This window comes from Hydrogenophaga intermedia (genome assembly GCF_023715105.1).
Lineage (GTDB): Bacteria > Pseudomonadota > Gammaproteobacteria > Burkholderiales > Burkholderiaceae_C > Hydrogenophaga > Hydrogenophaga intermedia_A.
In genome coordinates this window covers 1-21,722 of the sequence record NZ_JAMBNO010000032.1, presented here as the reverse complement: position 1 = coordinate 21,722, position 21,722 = coordinate 1, and the positions used below count along the sequence as shown (strand labels likewise).

The 21,722-nt window shown below is 67.6% G+C and carries 24 protein-coding genes; 21 read left to right on the top strand and 3 right to left on the bottom strand.

Annotated features, from left to right (window positions below):
* Positions 1-18 precede the first annotated feature (18 nt).
* From M3149_RS20690 to cobJ, 11 genes are read left to right on the top strand one after another with little or no spacing between them, the layout of a single operon-like run.
* Positions 19-447: a DUF1636 family protein gene (locus M3149_RS20690; RefSeq protein WP_251711302.1), complete on the top strand. Its 429-nt coding sequence runs from the start codon at positions 19-21 to the stop codon at positions 445-447.
* A complete protein-coding gene (cbiB, locus tag M3149_RS20685; protein WP_251711301.1) occupies positions 438-1,349 on the top strand; it encodes an adenosylcobinamide-phosphate synthase CbiB in 912 nt (303 codons plus the stop codon). Before M3149_RS20690 ends, cbiB begins: the two co-directional genes overlap by 10 nt.
* Positions 1,346-2,377 carry an aminotransferase class I/II-fold pyridoxal phosphate-dependent enzyme gene (locus M3149_RS20680; protein WP_251711300.1) on the top strand — a complete coding sequence of 344 codons (1,032 nt, stop codon included), beginning with the start codon at positions 1,346-1,348 and terminating at the stop codon, positions 2,375-2,377. The genes cbiB and M3149_RS20680 overlap by 4 nt, the downstream gene beginning before the upstream one ends.
* Positions 2,374-3,432 carry a nicotinate-nucleotide--dimethylbenzimidazole phosphoribosyltransferase gene (gene cobT, locus M3149_RS20675; protein ID WP_251711299.1) on the top strand — a complete coding sequence of 353 codons (1,059 nt, stop codon included), beginning with the start codon at positions 2,374-2,376 and terminating at the stop codon, positions 3,430-3,432. Before M3149_RS20680 ends, cobT begins: the two co-directional genes overlap by 4 nt.
* Complete coding sequence (gene cobS / locus M3149_RS20670; RefSeq protein WP_251711298.1) at positions 3,429-4,250, top strand: adenosylcobinamide-GDP ribazoletransferase; 822 nt, start codon at positions 3,429-3,431, stop codon at positions 4,248-4,250. The genes cobT and cobS overlap by 4 nt, the downstream gene beginning before the upstream one ends.
* Positions 4,243-4,833 (top strand): histidine phosphatase family protein, encoded by a 591-nt coding sequence (locus tag M3149_RS20665; protein WP_251711297.1) that lies wholly within the window; start codon positions 4,243-4,245, stop codon positions 4,831-4,833. The genes cobS and M3149_RS20665 overlap by 8 nt, the downstream gene beginning before the upstream one ends.
* An 11-nt stretch (positions 4,834-4,844) precedes the next feature.
* Positions 4,845-6,329 (top strand): cobyric acid synthase, encoded by a 1,485-nt coding sequence (locus M3149_RS20660; protein ID WP_251711313.1) that lies wholly within the window; start codon positions 4,845-4,847, stop codon positions 6,327-6,329.
* Entirely contained in the window at positions 6,326-7,507 is a 1,182-nt protein-coding gene (cobG, locus tag M3149_RS20655) for a precorrin-3B synthase (protein WP_251711296.1), read from the top strand. The genes M3149_RS20660 and cobG overlap by 4 nt, the downstream gene beginning before the upstream one ends.
* On the top strand, positions 7,507-8,133 hold the full coding sequence (locus M3149_RS20650) for a precorrin-8X methylmutase (RefSeq protein ID WP_251711295.1): 627 nt from the start codon (positions 7,507-7,509) through the stop codon (positions 8,131-8,133). The genes cobG and M3149_RS20650 overlap by 1 nt, the downstream gene beginning before the upstream one ends.
* A complete protein-coding gene (locus tag M3149_RS20645; RefSeq protein WP_285887388.1) occupies positions 8,130-8,861 on the top strand; it encodes a precorrin-2 C(20)-methyltransferase in 732 nt (243 codons plus the stop codon). Before M3149_RS20650 ends, M3149_RS20645 begins: the two co-directional genes overlap by 4 nt.
* Positions 8,858-9,622 (top strand): precorrin-3B C(17)-methyltransferase, encoded by a 765-nt coding sequence (gene cobJ, locus M3149_RS20640; protein WP_251711293.1) that lies wholly within the window; start codon positions 8,858-8,860, stop codon positions 9,620-9,622. Before M3149_RS20645 ends, cobJ begins: the two co-directional genes overlap by 4 nt.
* On the opposite strand, the gene M3149_RS20635 is transcribed toward cobJ, so the two are convergent.
* Positions 9,583-10,347, bottom strand: a complete 765-nt coding sequence (locus M3149_RS20635) for a cobalt-precorrin-6A reductase (RefSeq protein WP_251711292.1) — start codon at positions 10,345-10,347, stop codon at positions 9,583-9,585. The two genes, cobJ and M3149_RS20635, sit on opposite strands and share 40 nt — an antisense overlap.
* Between M3149_RS20635 and cbiE the strand changes: the two genes are divergently transcribed.
* The 6 genes from cbiE to M3149_RS20600 all read left to right on the top strand — a co-directional run bounded on the left by cbiE (position 10,346) and on the right by M3149_RS20600 (position 17,082).
* On the top strand, positions 10,346-11,557 hold the full coding sequence (cbiE, locus tag M3149_RS20630; protein ID WP_251711291.1) for a precorrin-6y C5,15-methyltransferase (decarboxylating) subunit CbiE: 1,212 nt from the start codon (positions 10,346-10,348) through the stop codon (positions 11,555-11,557). The two genes, M3149_RS20635 and cbiE, sit on opposite strands and share 2 nt — an antisense overlap.
* Positions 11,554-11,973: a cobalamin biosynthesis protein gene (locus tag M3149_RS20625; protein WP_251711290.1), complete on the top strand. Its 420-nt coding sequence runs from the start codon at positions 11,554-11,556 to the stop codon at positions 11,971-11,973. The genes cbiE and M3149_RS20625 overlap by 4 nt, the downstream gene beginning before the upstream one ends.
* The gene (gene cobM / locus M3149_RS20620) at positions 11,970-12,749 is read left to right on the top strand and encodes a precorrin-4 C(11)-methyltransferase (protein ID WP_251711289.1); all 780 of its coding nucleotides are present in this window, start codon (positions 11,970-11,972) and stop codon (positions 12,747-12,749) included. The genes M3149_RS20625 and cobM overlap by 4 nt, the downstream gene beginning before the upstream one ends.
* A 3-nt stretch (positions 12,750-12,752) precedes the next feature.
* The gene (cobF, locus tag M3149_RS20615) at positions 12,753-13,523 is read left to right on the top strand and encodes a precorrin-6A synthase (deacetylating) (RefSeq protein WP_251711288.1); all 771 of its coding nucleotides are present in this window, start codon (positions 12,753-12,755) and stop codon (positions 13,521-13,523) included.
* A gap of 852 nt (positions 13,524-14,375) precedes the next feature.
* On the top strand, positions 14,376-15,542 hold the full coding sequence (locus M3149_RS20605) for an FIST signal transduction protein (protein WP_251711287.1): 1,167 nt from the start codon (positions 14,376-14,378) through the stop codon (positions 15,540-15,542).
* A 952-nt stretch (positions 15,543-16,494) separates the two neighbouring features.
* Positions 16,495-17,082 carry a DUF4010 domain-containing protein gene (locus M3149_RS20600; RefSeq protein ID WP_251711286.1) on the top strand — a complete coding sequence of 196 codons (588 nt, stop codon included), beginning with the start codon at positions 16,495-16,497 and terminating at the stop codon, positions 17,080-17,082.
* A 65-nt stretch (positions 17,083-17,147) separates the two neighbouring features.
* Here M3149_RS20600 and copK read toward each other — a convergent pair whose 3' ends face one another.
* Complete coding sequence (copK, locus tag M3149_RS20595; RefSeq protein ID WP_251711285.1) at positions 17,148-17,426, bottom strand: periplasmic Cu(I)/Cu(II)-binding protein CopK; 279 nt, start codon at positions 17,424-17,426, stop codon at positions 17,148-17,150.
* 237 nt (positions 17,427-17,663) lie between these two features.
* Between copK and M3149_RS20590 the strand changes: the two genes are divergently transcribed.
* The 4 genes from M3149_RS20590 to M3149_RS20575 all read left to right on the top strand — a co-directional run bounded on the left by M3149_RS20590 (position 17,664) and on the right by M3149_RS20575 (position 19,688).
* On the top strand, positions 17,664-18,158 hold the full coding sequence (locus M3149_RS20590; RefSeq protein WP_251711284.1) for a hypothetical protein: 495 nt from the start codon (positions 17,664-17,666) through the stop codon (positions 18,156-18,158).
* Between the two features lie 140 nt (positions 18,159-18,298).
* The gene (locus M3149_RS20585; RefSeq protein ID WP_250196002.1) at positions 18,299-18,592 is read left to right on the top strand and encodes a hypothetical protein; all 294 of its coding nucleotides are present in this window, start codon (positions 18,299-18,301) and stop codon (positions 18,590-18,592) included.
* A 30-nt stretch (positions 18,593-18,622) separates the two neighbouring features.
* Entirely contained in the window at positions 18,623-18,919 is a 297-nt protein-coding gene (locus M3149_RS20580) for a DUF2933 domain-containing protein (RefSeq protein ID WP_251711283.1), read from the top strand.
* 118 nt (positions 18,920-19,037) lie between these two features.
* Complete coding sequence (locus M3149_RS20575; protein ID WP_251711282.1) at positions 19,038-19,688, top strand: ABC transporter substrate-binding protein; 651 nt, start codon at positions 19,038-19,040, stop codon at positions 19,686-19,688.
* Here M3149_RS20575 and M3149_RS20570 read toward each other — a convergent pair.
* The gene (locus tag M3149_RS20570; protein ID WP_251711281.1) at positions 19,591-21,018 is read right to left on the bottom strand and encodes a hypothetical protein; all 1,428 of its coding nucleotides are present in this window, start codon (positions 21,016-21,018) and stop codon (positions 19,591-19,593) included. The genes M3149_RS20575 and M3149_RS20570 overlap by 98 nt on opposite strands.
* Between the last annotated feature and the right edge of the window lie 704 nt (positions 21,019-21,722).

Below are 21,722 nucleotides of genomic sequence, written 5' to 3'. Positions count from 1 at the left end.
CTCCAGAACGCATCGGCCATGTCCTGTACCGAAATCCTCATCTGCACCACCTGCCGGCCGCCGGATGTCCCGCGCGAGGCGCCTGCCCCGGGAGGCCTCCTGCTCGAGGCCGTGCGCACTATCGTGGCGGCGGGCCCGCAGGCGCAATTCCGGCCTGCACCCATGGTGAGAGGCATTGCCTGCCTGAGCGGCTGCGGGCGCGCATGCACCGTCGCGTTTCAGGCCGCCGGCAAGCACGCCTACTTGTTCGGCGACATGCAGGCGGATGCGGCAACGGCGGCTGACGTGGTGGCTTGTGCCGCATTGCACCAGCAAAGCACCGACGGCCTGTTGCCCCGCAGTAGCAGGCCCGAGCGGCTGCGCAAAGGCATCCTGGCCAAGCTGCCGCCGCTGGACCAACCGGCTGCCTGCCCTGCGGCTGAACCGAGCAGCGGGGAATGCGCGTGAACTACGTGTTGCCTGCTGCGCTCCTCATCGCCTGGATGCTGGATGCAGTGTTCGCGGAACCACCCGACGCATGGCATCCGGTCGCGTGGCTGGGACGGCTGCTGGGTCCGGTGGGATCGCGCTTGTGTCGCTTGCCGCCGCCGGCCGCGTTCATTTCAGGCGCCCTTGCGTGGGTGCTCATCGCGGCCATTCTGGGCATCGCCGCGCACGCGGTGCAAGCCAGCCTCTTGCGCTGGCCACCGGCGGCCGCCGCGCTGCTGCTCGCATGTCTGCTCAAGCCCTGCTTTGCATGGCGCATGCTGCGCGACGAGGTCGCGGACGTGGAACTTGCGCTCGCGCGATCGCTGACCGACGGACGTGCGCGCGTGGCCAGGCTGGTCAGCCGGGACGTCATGCAGCTGGACTGCGCCGGCGTGCGGGAGACCGCGATCGAAACATTGGCAGAGAACCTGAACGATTCGCTCGTCGCGCCCCTGTTCTGGTTTGCGGTGGCCGGCCTGCCGGGGGCCGTGGTCTACCGCTTTGCCAACACGGCCGATGCAATGTGGGGCTATCGCGGTCGCTTCGAATGGGCCGGCAAATTCGCAGCGCGCGCCGACGATGTCCTGTCGTGGCTGCCGGCAAGATGTACGGCGGCGCTGCTATGGCCGTGGCCGCGCAGGTGGCGCGAATTGGCCCTCGAAGCCGCCGGCACACCCTCGCCCAACGGCGGCTGGCCCATGGGTGCCATTGCGCTGCGCCTGGGCGTGCGTCTGCGCAAGCCTGGCGTGTACGCCCTGAACCCGACGGCGCCGGCGCCCCGGGCGATCGACACCGCGCACGCGCTGCGCATCTGCGCGTTCGCTGCAAGGCTGGCGTTGCTCGCAACCCTCGGGGCGAGCATGGTGGCGAGGCCCTTGTGAACGCTCCCGCCACACCCCGCACGCACGGCGGACCGGACGCCGCAGGCTCGGTCCGGTGGGATTTCTCGACCAACGTGAACGCAGCGGGATCCTGTCCGCTGGCGCTACAGGCGCTCGCGCGCGCGGATGCCAGCCGCTATCCCGACCCCGCTTATCACCGGCTGCGCGAGCGTCTGGCGGCCTGGCACGGTGTCGAAGTCCACCGGATCCTGTTCGCCGCAAGCGCCAGCGAATTCATCCAGCGCGTGACTGCCGTTGGCGCGCGCCTTGCCCCGGGCGCCGTGGCCGTCCCGCCGTTTGCCTACGGCGATTACGCGGTTGCAGCGCGTGCCTGCGGCCGCGCCGTGGTCGGCCTCGGAGAGGCTGCGGCCACTTTGCACTGGCATGCTGAACCGAGCAGTCCCTTTGGTCAGGACGCCTCCGCGCCCGACGATCCGGCCGCGCGGCCCACGGTCCTCGATCTGGCCTATGCGCCACTGCGCCTGGGCGGCGAGCCACGCTGGTCGACACAGGACCGCGACGCCGTGATCCAGTTGTACAGCCCCAACAAGGCCCTGGGCCTGCCGGGAGTCCGCGGAGCCTACGCGATCGCGCCGGCCCGTGCGCAGTGGAATGTGCAGGCCTGGTGCGTCGCGCTCAGAGAAGCGGAACCGTCGTGGCCGCTCGGCGCCCACGCGGTCGCCTTGCTGGAATGCTGGACCGATCCGGTCGTGCACGCATGGCTGGCGGATACCCGCGATACCTTGCGCGACTGGATCTCGGCGCTACGCACCGCACTGGCAGAACTCGGCTTGCAGCCCGCGCCCAGCGTGACACCCTTCCTTTGCGCCCGCCTGCCCGCCACTGCGCAACCGGCGCTGCTGCGCGCGCGAGGACTGGCGGTACGCGACACCACCTCGTTCGGCCTTCCCGGCTGGATGCGCCTTTCTGCCCAATCCCCGCAGGCGACGACCGCGCTCATCTCGGCCCTTCGCCTCCTGATGGAGGACGACCGTTCCACCCTGATCCATGGAGACGTGAACCGATGATCCCAGACATTCCTCAACTCGATGACGCAGCGCTCGCTGCGGTGCTGCGCGGTCGCATTGACGGCAAGACGAAGCCGCTCGGGGCGCTCGGTCGGCTGGAGGCGCTGGCGGCGCAGATCGGCAGCATCCTCGGGACCGAGACGCCGCGGCTGGAGCAGCCCCAGCTCGTGGTGTTCGCGGCAGACCATGGCTTGGCCGCCCAGGGCGTGTCCGCATACCCTAGCGACGTCACTTGGCAGATGGTCGAGAACTTCCTGGCGGGCGGCGCCGCGGTCAGCGTGCTGGCGCGCCAGCACGGACTGAACTTGACTGTGGTCGACGCGGGCGTGCGGCACGAGTTCGCCGAGCGTGCCGGCCTGCTTGTGCGCAAGATCGGACCGGGCACCTCGGACGCGCTGCTCGGGGCGGCGATGACGCAAGGCCAGTGTACGGAGGCCATTCTGGCGGGTCGGGAGGTGGTTCGAAGCCTGCCAGGCAACGCGCTGCTGCTCGGTGAAATGGGGATCGGGAACACATCCGCGGCCGCCTTGCTGCTTGCGCGCCTCGCGGGACACCCCATCGAGCTGTGCACCGGGCGCGGCACAGGCCTGGACGACGCCGGCATGCAGCGCAAGCTCGGGGTGCTGCGCCGGGTGTTGGCCAGGCATCCCGAGGCCGGTACGCCGCTGCAGGCGCTTGCTGCATTCGGTGGCTTCGAGATCGCCATGATGTGTGGCGCTACGCTGCAGGCGGCCCTGGAGCGCCGTGTCGTGGTGGTCGACGGTTTCATTGCCAGCAGCGCGGTGCTGGTCGCCGCTCGCTTGCAGCCTGCCGTGCTGTCCCGCTGCATCTTCGCCCATTGTTCCGACGAAGCGGGCCACGCGCTGATGCTGCGCACCCTGGGCGCCACGCCGCTGTTGAACCTCGGCCTGCGCCTGGGCGAAGGCTCGGGCGCCGCCCTGGCGTGGCCGCTGCTCGAGTCGGCATGCCGCATCCTGCGCGAGATGGCGAGCTTTGAATCGGCCGGCGTCAGCCGGGAGTCGAAGCCTTCGATGGAGGCGCCCGACGCGCCATGAAGCACGAGCTGCGGCTGTTCCTCGTGGCGATGCAGTTCCTCACGCGTGTGCCCGCGCCGCGCTGGGTGGGATTCGACCCGGCCTGGTTGCGATCCTGCCTGCGCCACTTCCCGCTGGTCGGCGCATGCGTCGGACTCTGGTCGGCTGCCGCCCTGCATGCAGCCCTGTGGTTCTGGCCGCCCCTGGTCGCATCCGTCCTGAGCCTGGCGGCCACGGTCTGGCTGACCGGCGCCCTCCATGAGGACGGCCTGGCCGACACCGTCGATGCCCTAGGCGGTGCTGCCGCTCGGGAGCAGGCCCTGGCGATCATGAAGGATTCACGCATCGGCAGCTACGGGGCAGTCGCGCTCGTACTGGCATGCCTTTTGAAGGTCGCCACAGTCTCCGCGCTGGCAACCCATACCAGCCAGGGTGAGATCGGCTGGGCGGCCGCAGCTCTGGTCTGGTCGCACATCGTCTCGCGAGCCGCCCCGGCCTGGGTCGTTTCCACCCTGTCTTATGCCGGCTCCGTCGAAGCCTCGAAGGCGAGGCCCCTCGCCGAGACGGTCGGCAGCCGAGGCTTCTGGATCGGCATGGGCTGGGTCGCGCTCACCAGCACCGCGCTCTTCGCATCGGTGGCGGGTGCGCAGCGCGGCCAGGCCTTCTGGGCCGTCTCGTCGGCCCTCGTGGCCTGCGCCGCGACGACGGCGTGCTGTGTGCGTTGGCTGCGTCGCCGTCTGGGCGGCTATACGGGCGACACGCTGGGCGCCACGCAACAGCTCGTCGAACTCACAAGCCTGCTGGCCTGGCTGGCCGTCACGGGAGCGCATCGTGGGTGAACCGGTCCGCCTGCTGTGGGTGTGGCGCCACCCCCGTCCCGAAGGTGCCGTCGGCCGCTGCATCGGCCGCACCGATGTGCCAGTCGATCCGCGCCGCGCCAAGCGCCTCGCCCACCGCATCCGCCAGGAGGCGCGGCGGCAAGGCCTGCCCAGGCACGTGCTCACCTCCCCTCTTCAGCGGTGTGCCGCGGTTGGCCGTTGGCTCAAACGGTGGGGGTGGCGACATGAGCAAGTGGCACAGTTGAGCGAAATGGATTTCGGCTGCTGGGATGGTCTCGCATGGGAGCAAGTCCCACGCGAGGAGATCGATGCCTGGTGTGCCGCTTTCGAGCAGCACCGGCCTGGCGGCGGAGAGAACCTGCGGGAGCTGCTGCAGCGCGCGAAAGCATGGCGGCCGCCATTCGCGCCGATTGCGGTCGTCTCGCACGGCGGCTGGATGCTGGCGCGGCGCTGGGCGGCATCCGGAGCTCCCGCGCCCGGTCACCCCGCGCAGTGGCCTGCTGCGCCCAGGTATGGCGAGTGCTGGCATCTGGACGCAATGGCTTCGGGACGGCCGCTGACCATCGCGGGAGCTGCGGCGTGACACGCAGCCTGATGGTCTGGGGAACGAGCAGCGGTGCTGGCAAGAGCCTGCTCGCGACGGCGCTTTGCCGCTGGGCCGCGCAGCGGGGCATCGATGTCGCACCGTTCAAGGCGCAGAACATGAGCAACAACGCCCGCGTGGTGCCCGGACTTGCGCAGCATGATGAAACCTACGCTAAGATCGGTGCCGCACAGTACTTCCAGGCCATCGCCGCGCGCGTGACGCCAAGCGTCGACATGAACCCGGTGTTGCTCAAGCCCGAGCGTGACACGGCCAGCCAGGTGGTGCTGCACGGCCAGGTCGCACCTCACCTAGCGAAACTTCCCTGGCGCGAGCGCAGCGTCCACCTAGCCGAAGCCGCACGCGAAAGCTTCGTTCGCCTGAGCGCCCAGCATGAGCTCCTCGTGATGGAAGGGGCCGGTTCCCCAGCGGAGATCAATCTGGCGGCGCATGATTATGTAAACCTCGGCGCGGCGCGGTGGGCGCGGGCCGCAGGCGAATTCAGCGCCCTGCTTGTCGCCGACATCGATCGCGGCGGTGCTTTCGCCCATCTCTTTGGCACCTGGACGCTCCTGGCCGACGATCTGAAGCCGACTCTGGTCGGATTTGTCCTGAACAAGTTCCGCGGCGATGCGCAACTACTGGCACCGGGTGCGCAGCAGATGCAAGCGCTTTCGGGTGTTCCCGTCGTCGGCGTGCTGCCGATGCAGCAGGACCACGGCCTGCCCGAGGAAGACGGCGTCTTCGATGACCGGCCGACCGGTCATCCGCAAAAGGGGCGATTGCGCGTGGCCATCGTCGCCTACCCGCGCATCAGCAACATCGACGAGTTTCAGCCCTTGCGGCAGGTCCCCGGCCTACAGGTGGGCTGGGTGCGTCAACCGTCCGAGCTGGCGGCAGCCGACTGGATCATCCTGCCTGGCTCCAAGCAAGTCAGCGGCGACCTGCAATGGCTGCGCGAACGAGGACTCGATGTCGCTATCGCCCGCCACGCAGCGGCCGGCAGGAAGATCCTTGGCGTATGCGGCGGGCTGCAGATGCTGGGTCAATCGCTGGACGATCCTGCCGGTGTGGACGGTGCGGTCGGCAGCATGCCGGGGCTGGGGCTGCTGCCCTTGTCGACCAGGTATGAGCTTCCCAAGCGCGTGCTGCAGGTGCAGGCCCGCTTCGCAACCCTGGCAGCCCCGTGGCAGTCGCTGGGTGGCGTGCAGGCCCATGCGTATGAAATCAGGACGGGAGTGACCCGCCTGCAAGACAGTGCTGTCGATTGCGCGGCGTGCACGGTCGCCTTGCGCGATCACCGGGGCGACGCCATCGGCTGGCAGTGCGGCCCGGTTCTGGGCGTCTATGCGCACGGGCTGTTCGAAGAGGCAAGCGTCGTGCGTGCGCTGTTCGGCGTGCGCACGCGCACGCTGGACGCAAGCCTGGACCGGCTGGCCGACTTCGTGGACAGACACATGCAGCGGCACGTGCTTGAGCGGATGCTGCGGCCATGAGCACTGCCGAACATGAGGATGCCGATCGGCGGCCCATCGCGAAGGGCTGGTGCCCCGGCGCGTACCGGCCGATGCGGTCGGGAGATGGGCTGATCGTGCGCGTTCGACCGCGCCTGGGACGGCTCACCCTCGCTCAGGCGCTGGGCCTGTGCGAGGCGGCGCGCCGCTTCGGCTCGGGCATCATCGAACTGACCAATCGAGCCAACCTGCAGCTGCGCGGCGTGCGCGAATCGCAGCACCTGAAACTCGTGGCAGCGCTCGCAGAACTGGGCTTGCTCGATGACGATCCGTCGCTGGAACAACGGCGCAATATCGTCGTGCCGCCCCTGTGGCGACCGGGCGACGACACCGAGCGCCTGGCGAACGAACTGGCGGCGCGGCTTGGCGAGTTGCCGCCGCTGCCCGCCAAGTTCGGTTTTGCGGTGGACGCGGGGCCGGCACCCGTGCTGGTCTTCACTTCGGCGGATGTGCGGATCGAACGGGGGCGTGGGGGCGGCCTCATCGTGCGCGCGGATGGCGCGCGCGACGGTGTCTCCGTCGATCCATCGACTGCGATCGACGTCGTCATCGCGCTCGCGTCCTGGTTCGCGACAACAGGCGGCGGCACGCGCATGAAAGCCCACCTGGCGCAACACGCCCTGCCTGCCGCGCTCGCCCCCACGACGGCACCCGCGCCCCAGGCCGCACTTCCGCTTCCAGGGCCTACGCTGCTCGGGCCCGCCTACTACGTCGCCTTCGGCCAGATGGCGGCGGTGTCCCTGGAGCAGCTATTGCAAGATTGCGCAGCCGACGCGCTGCGCGTCGCGCCCCGCCGAGCGATCATCCTCGAGAACGCGAGCTGGGCGGCTTCGAGCGAGTTCATCACGGCGCACGACGATCCGTTGCTGAACGTGGACGCGTGTCCAGGAGCACCCGCGTGCGCATCCGCGACGGTGGAAACCCGCTTGCTCGCACGCGGGCTGGCGCCGTTGCTTGCGGGAACGGCGAGGCTCGGCGGGCCGCGCACCCTGCACATTTCCGGGTGCGCCAAGGGCTGCGCCCGCGCGCAGGCGGCGGACCTCACCCTGGTCGGCCGCGACGGCAGCTTCGATATCGTTCGCGTGGGCACAGCCTGGGACCGTCCCTCATGCATGGGCGTTGCACCGCGCGCACTTGCCTCCATCATCGGAACCGACTGATGCACGTTTATGAAACCGATGGCGCGGCCATCTATCGCCAATCGTTCGCCATGATCCGCGCCGAAGCAGACCTCGCGGCCTTCGGGCCAGAGGAGGAGCCGGTGGCGGTGCGCATGATCCACGCCGCCGGCCTGATCGGGCTGGAAGCGCATATCCGCTTCTCTGCGGACTTCGTCGCCGCGGCGCGAGTTGCACTCGCCGCAGGCGCGCCGATCCTCTGCGATGCACGCATGGTCAGCGAAGGGGTGACCGCCGGCCGGCTGCCGCGTTCCAACCTGGTGATCTGCACGCTGCACCAGCCCGAGGTACCGCAGCTGGCGCAGTCCCTGGCGACGACCCGCTCGGCAGCCGCGCTGGAACTGTGGCGGCCCTACCTGAAAGGTGCGGTGGTGGCCATCGGCAACGCGCCCACCGCGCTGTTTCACCTGCTCAACATGCTCAAGGATCCGGGCTGTCCGCGGCCCGCCGCGATCGTCGGCTGCCCGGTCGGCTTCGTCGGCGCGGCCGAGTCCAAGGCCGCGCTCTGGGACGAGCAGCCCGTCCCCTGCTGCATCGTGAGCGGGCGCCTGGGCGGCAGCGCCGTAACGGTGGCTGCGCTCAACGCGCTGGCGAGTCGCTCCGAATGAAGTGCCAGGGAACCCTCTACGGCGTGGGACTGGGCCCGGGAGATGCGGACCTGATGACCGTACGCGCGCACAGGCTCCTCGCCGGCGCCACGCACGTCGCCTTCTTTCGTAAGGCGGGTCGACCGGGGCAGGCGCGGCGCATCGTGGAGGGGCTGCTGCCCTGCGCAGCCGTGGAACTCGCGATGGAATACCCCGTCACCACCGAGATCGCGGTGGAGGATCCTGCCTACAACGAGGCGCTCTCGGGGTTCTATGCGGCATGCGTCGCACAGCTGCGCTCGTTGTCCGACGCTGGCCACGATGTGGTCATCCTCTGCGAGGGAGATCCGTTCTTCTATGGCTCCTTCATGCACCTGTACACGCGGCTCGCAGCCACCCACCCCGTCCAGGTCGTGCCAGCCATCACCGGGATGTCCGGTGCATGGACCGCCACCGGCCGGCCGATCACCTGGGGCGACGATGTCCTGACGGTGCTGATGGGGACCTTGCCGGAAGCGACGCTCGCCCGCCACATGGCCCAAAGCGATGCGCTGGTGATCATGAAGATCGGTCGCAACATCGACAAGGTACGTCGCGCCCTCGCGGCGGCCGGCCGACTGCAAGAAGCGTGGCTGGTGGAGTTCGCCACCATGCCCGGCCAGAAGGTCGTGCGCCTGGTCGAGGCAGAGGGCCGCGTGACGCCCTACTTCTCCATCGTGCTGGTGCACGGCAATGGACGCAGGCCATGAAGGGGTCGCTCATCGTGGCGGGACTTGGGCCCGGGGGGCCATCCCTCGTGACGCCCGAAGTCGCGACCGCACTCGCTGGGGCATCGGACGTGGTGGGCTACTTCCCTTACGTGGCCCGGGTGCCACCGCGGCCAGGGCTGGCACTGCATCCCAGCGACAACCGCGCGGAACTCGAGCGGGCATCACTGGCCTTGCGCCTGGCGCACGAGGGTCGGCACGTGGTGGTGGTGTCTTCGGGCGACCCCGGCGTGTTCGCGATGGCCTCGGCGGTGTTCGAAGCCATGGAGGCCGGTCCTGCGCAATGGCGCAACCTCGACGTTCGCGTGCTTCCCGGCATCACGGCAATGCTCGCGGCCGCGGCTCGCGCTGGCGCACCGCTGGGACATGATTTCTGCGCGATCAACCTCTCGGACAACCTCAAGCCCTGGCCGCTCATCGAGCGTCGCCTGCGACTGGCAGCTGAGGCCGATTTCGCGCTGGCTCTGTACAACCCGCGCTCGGCTTCGCGACCGCACGGCTTTGCCCGAGCGCTGGCCGTGCTTCGCGAGACCTGCGGCGAGGCGCGACCGGTCATCTTTGCGCGCGCCGTATCGAGTGCCGACGAAGCCCTGCGCGTCACCCGCCTGGGCGACGCAGCGCCCGAGATGGCCGACATGCGCACCCTCGTCATCGTAGGCTCCAGCACGACCCGCGTGATCGCAACCGACGGATCACCGTGGGTCTACACCCCGCGGACCGCATCCCTTGCGCCTGGCGAATGATCCAGCCACTCCAGGACCTGCGCCACGCTCGATGCTTCGCGCCTGTGCGCGATCGGCGGCCGCTCCACCATCACGACCGGCAATCCCAGGGAGCGCGCTGCGTGCAGTTTTGCCTCGGCCCCGACGCCGCCGGCGTTCTTCGCGACCACGATGTCCACGCCCTGGCGGCGCATGAGCGCGAGATCGCCGCTCACACCGAAAGGGCCGCGCGAGACGACCACCGTGTGGTGCGGCAACGCCGGCGGCTCGATCGGCGCATCGACCAGCCGCAGGATGTAATGGTGCTGCGGCTGGGCCGCAAATTCGGCGCAGTGCAGGCGGCCGAGTGCCAGCAGGACCCGCTTGGGGGGGCCGGCCAGTGCTGCGACCGCCGCGGCCATGTCCGGGACGGCCTGCCAGCGATCGCCCGGGCCCGCACGCCAGGGCGGCCGGGTGAGCGCCAACAGCGCGATCCCGGTCTGCTGGGCAGCCTCGACGGCGTGGCGGCTCATCTGCGTCGCGAATGGGTGCGTGGCGTCCACGAGATGGGTGACGTGGTGCTCCTGCAGGTATCGCACCAGGCCCGGCACGCCGCCGAAGCCGCCGATGCGTACCGGGATGGGCTGTGCCTTGGGCTGGCTGACACGCCCGGCATACGACAGGACCGCGTTCTCCCCTCTTTCGGCGAGACAGCCGGCCAGTGCGCTGGCCTCCGAGGTGCCCCCAAGGAGAAGGATCTTGCGCATGGATGAATTCAACGGGCCGCTTCCATGGCTGACGATTATCGGGCTGGGCGAAGACGGCCTGGATGGCATGCCGCCTTCGCATCGCGCCGCCCTCGAAGCCGCCGAGGTGGTGGCGGGGAGCGCGCGCCACCTGGCCCTGCTGGCGCAACTGGATGCGGAGCGCCTGGAATGGCCGGTCCCCTTTGCCGACGGCATCCCCCGCTTGCTGGCTCTGCGCGGCCGACGGGTTGCGATGCTGGCGTCGGGCGACCCGTTCTGGTTTGGCGCCGGCACCTCCATTACTCGCCACCTGGCCGCGCAGGAATGGCATGCGCTACCCGCACCTTCGACCTTCGCCCTGGCAGCCGCGCGCCTGGGCTGGGCGCTCGAAGGCACTGCGTGCCTGGGGCTGCACGCCGCGCCCCTGTCTCGCCTGCGTCCGCACCTGTGGAGCGGTGCGCGGCTGCTGGTGCTGCTGCGCGACGCAGCCGCGGTGGCGGACCTCGCCGGCTTCCTGGTCGACGCGGGTTTCGGCGCGACCACGCTGACAGTGCTCGAGGCGCTTGGCGGTCCGCGCGAGCGGCGACGCGACGTTCGCGCAGAGTCCTATGACCTTGCTGACGTGGCGCACCCGGTCGCCGTGGCGCTGCAGGTGGCTGGCGAGGGCTTCGCTCTCCCGCGCAGCAATGGATTGCCGGATGCGTTGTTCGCCCATGACGGACAGATCACCAAGCAGGCCGTGCGCGCGCTCACCTTGTCCGCGCTCGCGCCGCGTCCAGGCGAGCGGCTGTGGGACATCGGCGCCGGTTCCGGATCGGTGGCAATCGAATGGCTGCTGGCTCATCGAAGCTGCGAGGCTGTCGCCATCGAAGCCGACCCGCAGCGTGCCGCACGCCTGCGGGGAAACGCCGACGCACTCGGCGTGGACCGCCTGGTCGTGGCCACCGGGAGTGCGCCTGCCGCCTTGGCCGGCCTGCCGCGGCCGAACGCCGTCTTCGTCGGGGGCGGCGTGAGCCAGGCGCTGCTGGAATGCCTGTGGGAGGTTCTTCTGCCAGGTTGCCGCGTGGTCGCCAATGCGGTGACGCTCGAATCGGAGGCGCTGCTGGCGCTGTGGCACGCGCGTGCCGGCGGGAGCCTGATGCGCATCGAGCTCGCGCACGTGCAGCCGCTGGGCGCGCGGCGGGGCTGGCGAAGCGCGTACCCGATCGTGCAGTGGAGTGGCCGCCGATGATCGTGGCCGGCTTCGGATTCCGCGCTGAAGCGTCGCTGCATTCGTTGCGCGAGGCACTGCGCTGTGCGCTGGATGAGACGGACATCGCAGGGCTGCCGCTGCGCTCGCTCGTTCTGCTCGCCACCGCACGCGACAAGGCGCAGGCTTCCTGCCTGCAGGACCTTGCCGCTGAACTCAAGCTGCCGATCTGCGCCCTGACCCCGGCGGAGATGGCCGCCATCGCCACCCTGACCGACAGCGCGCCAGTCCGTCAGCGGCGCGGCACCGGCAGCGTCGCAGAAGCAGCTGCCCTCATGGCTGCGAACAAGCTCGCCGGCGAGGCAGCAACCCTTCTGCACCCACGCTCGGTATCGCCGGACCGGCTGGCCGCTTGTGCGCTCGCCACTTTCACGTCCTTGCCAGGAACAAATCCATGACCGTTCACTTCATCGGCGCCGGCCCCGGCGCCGCCGACTTGCTGACCCTGCGCGGCCGCGACCTCATCGCGCGCTGCCCCGTCTGCCTTTACGCGGGCTCGCTCGTGCCGGAGGAAATTCTGGCGCACTGCCCAGCGGGGGCGCGCATCGTCAACACCGCACCGCTGGATCTCGACGCCATCACTGCCCTGCTGGTTGCCGCCCACGGGCAAGGGCGCGACGTGGCGCGCCTGCACTCCGGTGACTTGTCCGTCTGGTCTGCCATGGGCGAGCAATTGCGCCGCTTGCGCGCGGCGGGCATTCCCTACACCGTGACTCCGGGCGTTCCCTCCTTCGCAGCTGCCGCCGCTGCGCTGGGCGCCGAGCTCACGCTGCCGGGCGTCGCGCAGTCAGTGGTCCTGACCCGAACTTCAGGCCGCGCCTCACCGATGCCGGAGGGCGAAAGCCTGGTTCGCTTCGCCGCCACCGGCGCCACGCTGGCCATTCACCTGTCGATCCACAAGCTCGCTCAGGTCACCGCAGACCTGATCACCGCCTACGGCGCGGATTGCCCGGCGGCAGTGGTGTATCGCGCGAGCTGGCCCGATGAAAGGATCGTTCGCGCAACCCTGGGCACCATCGAAGCTGCGCTGGGCGAAGGCGTGGAACGCACGGCCCTGATCCTGGTCGGCCCGGCACTCGCGGCCGAAGGCTTCGCCGAAAGCTGCCTCTATGCGCCTGATTACGACAGGCGCTTTCGGCCGGCGATTGCATCCGGCCGTCGAACCGGCGATTGAGGCATGATTCATCTGTCCCTGATCGGGATCGGCACGGGTGACCCGGAGCACCTTACCCTGCAAGCCATCCGTGCGCTGAATCGCGCCGACCTGATCCTGCTGCCCCGCAAAGGTCCCGACAAGTCGGACCTCGCAGAGCTGCGGCGCCTGATTTGTGCGTCGCACGTGAGCGCCGATGCGCAGGTCGTCGAATTCGACCTTCCGCAGCGCGTGGCCTCGGCTACGTCCTACCTTGAAAGCGTTCATGCTTGGCACGACGCCGTCGCGTCCTGTTGGGGGAAAATGATTGGCGCGCACCGACCGAACGGTGGAACTGTCGCGTTGATGGTGTGGGGAGACCCAAGTCTTTACGACTCCAGCTTGCGCATCGCCGAGCGATTGCGTTCCCGCGGACTGCAACTGCAGGCGAATGTAATCCCCGGACTCACCAGCCTGCAACTACTTGCGGCCGTCCATTCGATTCCGCTCAATACCTTGGGTGCGCCGGTGATGATCACGACTGGACGCCACCTGCGCAATCACGGCTGGCCGCAAGCGGTGGACACGCTGGTGGTGATGCTGGATGGAGAGTGCTCGTTCGAGAAACTACCGCCCCAGAACACCACCATTTACTGGGCAGCGTATCTAGGCATGCCGCAACAGCTGATGCTGTGCGGCCCACTGGAAAGCACCGGCCCGCGCATCCGGCAAGCCAGGGTTGCTGCACGCGCCGAGCACGGCTGGATTATGGACATCTACCTGCTGCGCCGACGCGACGGCCCCCGCGCGCATTGACTCATCAGAATTGTTACCCGAGCTGACCTGTTGCCTCACGTAAATTTGCTCCCCGTCGGATGGTCCGGCGGGTGCATCAACGTGACGAGGCAAATCAGCATGACAACATGCAAGGAGTCCCCCCGCGTCAGAATAGTTGTCTCCGCGATAGAACCAGAAACGAGGGGACGGCGATGAAGGACGCAAGTGGCTCGATACGGACAAGCATTCAAGGACAGAGCGGTGGGCAGGCTGTTGCCGCCGGAGAGCGCAGCGTGGAAGTGGTTGATCTGTGGCGGCGCTCGCTCAAGCGACGCCAGAAGGACCGCATGACCTGGGCGCGAATCGACCAACTGGCCAACGAGTGGTTGCCGCCACCCCACGTGCTTCATCCATGGCCCGAAGAGCGGATGGCCGTCGGATACCCGAGTAGGAGCCGTATGCCTAAATTGGGCACGTACGGCTCTGTGCGGGGGGTGCCGGGTGACCGGCATCCCTACCGCGATCGCCGAAAACGCTGGGCACGGAAGAGCGAGCCGGGAAACCGTGTCAACCGTTTTGCGCCGCGCGGCTGGGAAAGCCGCGCGACGCCTCCAGAGCGGCTCGCGAGAGATCGAACCCCGCGAGATGCCGGTGTCCACGATCCAACAGGCCGTCGACCAGCGTGGACGCGCGCGCCATACGTCGTCGCCCCAAACCGCCGATGCAGTTCGACGCAAGTGTGGACGCGCGGCATGGGCGGAAGGGGCCGGCGCAGGCGCTTAACCGTCGGCCCCCGCAAAACACTCCAGCCCCCGATCATCGCCCGTGTCCTACGCGAACGTCGGAGGCGTCCGATTAGCATGCTCGGTTGACGAGCGAACGAAGCAGGATATGAACAAAGTTCACAATGCCATGACCTGGGCGGCCGACAGCCAGACCGCGGGGCGCGAGCTGGGGAAAGAATTCGTCGAGGCGTTCGGCGGCGCCGCTCCCGACGCGATCGTGGTATTCGCCTCCGCCAAGCACGACTACCCGGCTCTTCTGGCCGCGCTGGCTGATGAAGCCGGCACCGAGATGATCGCCGGAGCGTCCTCGGCCGGCGAGTTCACGCAGAGCGCTCGAGGGGAGGGGGTCGTCTCCGCGATGGCCATTCGCTCGGACGAGATGCAGTTCGCGCTCGCCGTGGGCCGCGACATCGCATCCGACCCGCGGCGCGCGGCCGGCTCGATGGTCGACTCGTTCAATGGCGTCGCAGGCAATTGGGCGCGTCATCGATCCGCGCTCGTCATGACCGACGCGCTGGCGGGACACACGGACGCGCTCGTCGAGGAATTGACCGTGAGAACTGGCGGGAGCTACCGATTTTTTGGCGGCGGAGCCGGAGACGACGGGCGCTTCGAAAAGACGCATGTCTTCGCCGGGAGGGAAGCCTACGCCAACGCGGCGGTGGCTCTCGAGATCCTGTCGAGCAAACCCGTCGGCATCGGGGTTTCGCACGGATGGGAGCCCGTCGGTGAGCCGCTGCGCGTCACGGAGGCGAGCGGCGCGACTTTGGTCAGCTTGAACGGAGCGCCGGCGGTCGAGGCGTTCAAGAGCCACGCCGAAAGCACTGGGCAGCGCTTTGACCTCGCCAGCCCTCTGCCTTTCTTCCTACACAACGTGCTGGGCATCAAGTCGCCCGAGGGCCACCGGCTGCGAGTGCCGCTGGCCATCGGCGAGGGCGGCGCGATAGCCTGCGCCGCCGCGATCCCCGAAGGCGCGATCGTGCACATCATGCAAACCAGCGACCGCAGCGCGGTCCTGGCCGCGCGGCATGCGACCCGCAGCGCGCTCGCCGCGCTCGACGGCCTCGCCCCCGCTGGAGCGTTCGTGTTCGACTGCGTGGCCACGCGGCTGCGCCTGGGGCGCGCGTTTGAGGACGAGCTGGCGGCGTGCGCCTCGGCGCTCGGCCCCGGCGGTTTCGTCGGCTGCAACACCTACGGCCAGATCGCCCGCGCCGACGGGCAGTTCGGCGGCTTCCACAACTGCACCGCGGTGGTCTGCGTCCTGCCGCAATGACGTGAGCGATTCCGACGAGCTAGATGGGCTGATCGACGCCCTTGCGGAGCCCGAGCCTAGGGGGCGGGCGGCCGCCCGCTTGGCCGCCGCGCTGGGGTGCGAGGAGCTTCTCCTGTTCGTCTTCGACTCCGAGATCCGAGCTTTCGTGCCCGCTCCTGGCATGCCCAAAACGCTGCGCGGCGGGGCGCTTTGGCGCGGCTATTTGAAAGACTGCGCGCGACCCGGGACGCACGACGCCCGGGTGGACCTCCCCGACTCCGCTCCCAGGCGCGCTCGCGGCGTTTCGACCGGGAGCGCCCTGGTCGTCGCGCTGGGGGGGCGGCCCGACGACAGCGGCATGCGGTTGCTTGGGAGGCGGATGCAGCTGCTTGGCGCGTTGCTTTTGTCCCAGCAGGCGCGGAGGCAGCAGGAGGCGGAGGTCGAACTGGCTCGGGAAGGAGCGGCTCGCGCCCGCTCTGGCCGTAGTACTCGCCGGGCTGGAGCGTGCCGACGCTGCTGTGGTCGCCAAGCCGTGCGCCCACGCGATCGAGCCGGTACAACGTCTCGAGGTGGTAGTGGCCGACGAAGCGCTCCTGCGAGTACAGCCACCACCCAAAGGTGACGGGCGCCCGCTCGGCATCGGCGTTCATCGCAGGCTGCTGCGGAATAGCGGCGGCGGACGCGCGATCCATACGCCCGGGCTGCAGGGGATGTTGGTTCAACATGGGATTCTCCGGTTGGCCCAAGGCACGGCCGGAGCTCCCGATCGGGCAGCATCGGCCCGCATCGGGAGGTTGGTAAAGAGACGCAGCCGATAGGCCCGTCCATAGCGCTCATAGCATTACGCGGGCGATTTTCAGCGCGTATTGGCGGCGGCGCCAGCGATCAGGGCCACCCCCTCCCTTGCCGGGCGGGCCTGCCCTGCTAAGCTGGATCCGAACGTTGGCTGAAGCCAGCAGCTGAAGGACAAGAGATGCTGGGCTGGTCCAAGGAAGCCCCGCAATGGCGGCCACTGGCTGCCGGAGGTGCCACGCTCGCGTGCGCGGCCATGTTCGGCCGCATGGCAGTGCTTGTCGGCGCCGCCGCGCCGGCTCTCGGCATGGCGACCGTCGGGACCTTGGCCGCCATGGCCGTCGCCGGCGCTGCGTTCGGTGCGTACCTGACCACGCGCGAGCAGGCGGGGGACCTGCCGGACCTGTCGACCCAGAATCCGCTGAACCTGACTGCGGCCGTCCAGTTCGCGCTGTTCCTCGCCGCGGTGCTGCTCGCCGGGCGATTCCTCGCGGACCGGTTCGGCGACGCCGGATTGCTGGTCACGGCGGCGATCTCGGGCCTGGTTGACGTCGATGCCATCACACTGTCGGTGGGCCGCATGGTCGGCGACGGGGTCGTGGGCGCGTCGGTCGCGGGCCTGGCCATCTTTCTCGCGGCCGCGGTCAACCAGGTCACCAAGCTCGGGCTGCTGTGGGTGCTCGACAGTCGATCGCTGGCGCTGAGGGTGCTGCCGGCTTATGCGGTGATGGCACTTGTCGGTGTCGCAGCGGCGCTGGCACCGGGCTGAGCCGCGGCGACGTTCGCGCGATAGCTCAAAGGGAGGGCGATTGCCCCCCATCGAGATTGCCGAAGTCAGTTGCCGCGCTTTTCCGCCTTGATCATCTCGAGGCGGGCGAGTTCGTTGCCGACCATGATGATCTTCTGGCCGTCCTTGGTTTCCATGACGTGGCCGGCCTTCATGCCCACGGTCCGGCCAAGCCGATCCTCCATGGCCATCTTGCCGTCCTTGAACACGTACACCGTTGAACCATCTTTGAGTTCGAACTTCTGGGCGACATTGCCCATGTCGACTGCGAAAGCTGCGCCTGCGACTGCGAGCGTCGAGGCCATGATGGCGAGATTCTTGAGCACTGATTTCTCCGGGTTGATTGGATTGCCAAAGTGAAGCGTGAGGTGCTTTCAACGCGTCGAACTGAGTGTGCCCATCGGTGGATTACAGAAAGCCGTCAGCAGCATGACAAGACGGTAAGCTTCTGGCGATGCGTGCGCGCCGATGTGTGCAACGCGCCGAAACGACCACCTCTGGGCCCCACGCTTGAAGTCATCGGACACGACCGGAGTCCGTAGTCGACTACGGAGGCATTGTTGATGCCGATCAAACGACGTTGGCGAGTCCGCGCCTATTCTCGATTCAACGAATCTGCCTTGCCTCGCCCGCGCGTCATCATGTTCAGCGATCGCCGACGTCTCCGCCGATGGGCAGCCCAGGTGCTGCTCGTGTGGCTGTTCGGCCTCGCGATGGGTGTGGCCAACGCCTGCGCTCTTGGCGAGCCGGCGCATCACCGCTCCGAAGTGGCAACGACGCCTGCCGCCGACGCTGTTCAGAAGCACGAACACGGCAACGAGCAGGGTGACCTTGCCAAGATCAACTGCCTGGACTTCTGCGAGAAGTCGTCGATCGGCGCCCCGCAGTTGAAGGTTGTCGGCGACGGCTTGGCCGCGCTCGGTTTCGCGCTGCCAGTGTCCCACACACTTTCGGCGGCCGGCCAGGCCGAGCACTCAGTCGATCAACTGGTGGTCGACTCGCCGAACCTGCCCGGCGGGCCTCCGCCGCGCATCGCGTTCCAGCGCCTCGCGCTTTGACACGCCCGGACGCCGCGCGGATCTGATCCGCGCCGCGTCCTGTCTTCCGATCGCCCTCGCGCCCGCAGCGGCGCTGTGAGGCGGCGGCATTCCCCGTTCGGGCTTCCGTTCCGTGTCCTTTCCTCATCAGGAGTCTTGCCATGCGCACCCCCCTCGTTCTGCTGTCGTCCTTTGTCGTCCTCGCGCTCGGAGTCGCCGGCGCGGCGGCGCAGGAGCGCCCTGCGGCCGCCCCGGCTGTCGCTGCTGCGGCATCCATGCCGATGCCCATGGACTGCAGTGCCGGCGCGATGAAGCGCCATGACCACGGTGCCGAGCGCAATGCGCCTTCGGCCAAGTCCATGCCCTGTGCGCCCGCCGAAGCGGCGTCAAGCGCCAAGGCCAAGGCGAGGACCAAGCCCGTGCACGACCACGCGAAGTTCCACAAGAACCAGTGACCGATCGACCGAACCAGCCAGGAGCGCATCATGAATCAATCGCATGAACACGGGAACGGTCCTCCGTCCGGCCCGAACTGGTCCCGCATCAACCAATGGGTGCTGTGGATTGGTCTGGCCGCGGCGGTGGCCTGGATGTTCTTCCGCCACAACGCTCATCTCGGGCAACTGCTGCCGTTCCTGATCCTGCTGGCCTGCCCCCTGATGCACCTCTTCGGACACGGCGGGCATGGTGGCCACGGCGGGCATGGCGGTGGATCGGACACCAAACCCAAGGATGACACCCGCCAGCTTCCTCCCGGTGGCCAGGGCGGCCACCAGCACTGAAACCCAAGGAGTCCCGATATGCAAACCACTGAACTCAAAGTCGACGGCATGACCTGCGGGTCCTGCGTCGCGTCGGTCACCAAGGCCCATCTGGCTCTACACGCTCGCCCCCGAGGCGTTGCTGGGCTGGCCGCGCGCCAACCGCGCCGATGAGGTCGAGTTCCTGTTGCCCGGCATCGGGAACCGGCCCGAGGTCGGTCGTCTCACGGGGCGTGGCAACACCGCCAACCTGGAGACCGTGCTCGCGCTCAAACCCGATCTGATCGTGGACACGGGCTCGGTGCGGCAGACCTTCGTCGAACTCGCCGACCGTGTGCAGGCGCAGACCGGCATCCCCTACGCGCTGATCGACGGCGCGCTGGAGGCGGTGCCTGCAGGCTACCGATTGCTGGGCGAGTTGATGGGCGTGCGCGATCGCGCCGAGGATCTGGCGCGATATGCCGAGGACACCTTGCGCACGGTGCGCGAACGCGTGGCCCGCGTGCCTCGCGAGCAGCGCCCGCGCGTGTACTACGCGCGCGGCCCGCACGGCCTGGAGACCGGGCTCGACGGATCCATCAACGTCGAGATGTTCGAGGCCATGGGCATCGAGCTCGTGTCGATGCGCATGCCGGGCGGGCTGGCGCGCGTGTCGGTGGAGCAGGTGCTGGCCTGGGACCCGCAGATCATCATCACTGTTGACGATCATTCAAAACTGACCCCTCCGCAGTGGGCCGTGCGTTCGTGGACCAACCCAGGGCGCCCAGAAGAGCCCGCCAGCGAAGGCTGAAGTCGGCCTGCTCCACTCGGAGGTACCAAGGGCGAGCGCGTCCTACGCGTTGAAAGTCCAGCCGCGCAGACGCCACAAAGGCACGCGGAACTTTTGCGTCCATGGCCAATGTGGGCAGGGCGTTGCGCAGCCGAGCCACGGTCGGAGTGAACCCGTGAGCATCGGCCGGCACCCTGGTCAAGGCCGATTCGCCAGGATCCGCAGCGTGGTCGCGATCGGGCTGTGACAGGACGTCGACCACGCGCAGCGCACTTTGGTCGTCGCGCATGCACTCTCCGCTGCTGGATGCGTGTTGTTCGAGACGATCCTTCAGTGCATCGAGCAACTCGCTCGGCCAGGGAACCAAGTAGCTCGACCGTGTGGGCTCATACAGCGTCGTGGCCACAGATGTAGTGGTCTTGCGTTCGAGTAGTCGATCGAATGCCACGTGCAAGCCGCCGCGATCGAGGTCAATGGTCAGGATTTCCCCGGGTCGTGGGCTATTCCCGAATGCCAGTCCCAGAACGCCCCGGTGGTCAAGGCCTGTGAACAGAGAGATGGCCTCGGTGATCGAGCCGACTTGCGAGCGAAAGAGTCGATCGCGAAGTTCCATGCCATAAGCAATCATCTGCGGAAGGCTGGCCTCCCGGTGGTTGCTGATCCCCGCGCGTGCCTTGGCCGTACCGTTGCCGGCCTTGCCGGTGATATGGCTGAGGTGTTCCTCTGCCACTTCTGAAAGGCTCGGGCCTTGGTTTGAGGCTGCGAGTGCGGGTGCACACCGCTTGGCCAATGCGCGCTCGCCGTTCCTGATGGTGGCGCGCCATCGATGGCCAAAATCCTGGGCTGCAAGGTCGGCTTTTGATTGGGCATCGGCTGCACCATTTCTGGGCACTAATTCCAGGTCTCTGCGCAGGTGCCTGATGAGGTGGGTGCGTAATTGACGTTGCTCTGCCAGTGCCAGCGCCACCTCTGTACCAAGAGGTATTGCAATTTCAGACTGAACGGGTGAAAGCTCCGTGCAAAGCACCCATTCAACATATTTCGTTTGTCTTCCGATAAGCTGCACGAGGGGGGTGCTATCCCCATGCATCTTCGGCTTTGCGAATTCAGCAAGCAGTTGCGCAGCCTTGATTTGTTCAGGATTTGCTATGGCGTAAAACGGGTGCTCCCGCGAGAATGCAATGAGTGAAGAGCACAGCGTGAAGATCACGTTGGCAATACGAGGTTGTTCCGGAGGTACTGGCAGCAGGCCCAGAAGATCCCAAGCCATAGGCGCCAGTGGTTCCGGCATACCCAGAAAGAGCTCGTCCTGCGGGCTCAGCGTGTTCTTCAGGAAATTGGGGTGTGACATGGGGTGCCTTGCAACGGGTTGATGCCGCATCCCAATCCCTGCCAACCAGAAGACCCAAGCCGCGACTACACGAAATGCAGCCGCGTGAAATACCGCACACATGAGGGAGTGGTAACCCACGCCTCTCGATTGGTTGCTGGTGTTTGTTCGCGACAGCAGCTCAGAACATAGCGGTCTTTGTGTGGGCTATCAAGATCGCGTGTATATTAGATATTCTTTTCACACGTAATCGGCGTTACAAAGATACGTCGGACACCGAGGCGCGCGACGAAACTTCAGTCGTTCCGTTTAAATTAAATCTTGATTTCGTCGCGAACTGTCAATTGAGGTATTACAGTGAGCGGCGCTCGTCAGTTCGCCAAGGGAAGTGTTGTTTCGACACAGTTTGGCGCGCTTTTCAAGGTCCCAAAGTGGCACGTGGCGGGCTGATCCACTTGGTCTTGGTGGTCGGCAAGCACGGCACTTTGCCGGCCGCGCATCACCGGATGCCCGGTGCAAGTGCTCTTCGCAGGGTCTCAAAGGCCAAGCAGGACGATTGAACCTCCTTCTTGTCCTATACGTTGGACGTTGATGACCGATGTCCTTAAAATGCAGCGCATCATGGACAAAATCAACAATCCTGGCGAACTGGGCCGCGAGCTTCGCACCCTGCGCAAGCGCCTGGGCATCAAGTCCGTACAGCTGGCGAAGGACAGTGGCCGCAG